Source organism: Streptomyces capoamus, from assembly GCF_014654935.1.
Lineage (GTDB): Bacteria > Actinomycetota > Actinomycetes > Streptomycetales > Streptomycetaceae > Streptomyces > Streptomyces capoamus.
In genome coordinates this window covers 42,959-43,677 of sequence record NZ_BNBF01000006.1, presented here as the reverse complement: position 1 = coordinate 43,677, position 719 = coordinate 42,959, and the positions used below count along the sequence as shown (strand labels likewise).

The window sequence follows — 719 nt, the reverse complement described above, 5'->3', positions numbered from 1 at the left end:
CGGCGAGTTGCCGGCCGGCCTCGGCCAGGTCGCCGCGGGCCAGCGCGAGGTGGGCCAGGCGCAGGGCGCCGGCGCCACGGGGCTTGGCGCTGTGGCCGACCCGGGTGGCGTGCACGGCGGCCTCGGCGGCCTCGTCCCACCGGCCGAGCGAGTAGAGCGCCTCGGACAGGTTGCTCCACCCCCAGGCGCCGGAGTCCAGCAGTCCGTAGCCGCGGCAGAATTCGATGCCCTCGCGCAGCAGCGGTACGGCCTCCCGGTCCCGGCCGACGCTCTGCAGCGCCGACGGCAGGTTGACGTAGGCGCGGCCCGCGACGTGGTGCATGCCCTCCGCGCGGGTCTCCCGCAGTACCTGGTGCATCTGCGCGAGGCCGGTCTCCGGGTCGCCGGACTCCACGGTCAGACCACCGAGCGTGAGGCGGGCGTGCAGCTCGGTCTCGCGGGCGCCCACCATCCGCGCGTACTCCACGGCCCGCTCGGCGGCGGCGAGGGCCTCGGGGCCCGGCCGGCGCTGCATGGACCAGTTGGCGGCGACCGCCAGCACCTCGGCGTGCACCTCGGACGGCGGCAGACCGCGCACCAGGTCCTGGGCGGTGCCCAGTTCTTGCCAGCCGTCGCCGCGCGCCAGGGCCTGGACGAGCCGGGAGCGCTGCACCCAGAACCAGGCGGCGCGCAATGGATCGGGCTCCTCCTCCAGGAGGCGCAGGGCACGCTTGGTGATC

1 pseudogene is annotated in these 719 nt (G+C 76.2%); it reads right to left on the bottom strand.

The window, feature by feature from the left end:
* Positions 1 to 719 (bottom strand): annotated as a pseudogene (locus tag IE312_RS39620) (hypothetical protein); the annotation flags it as partial.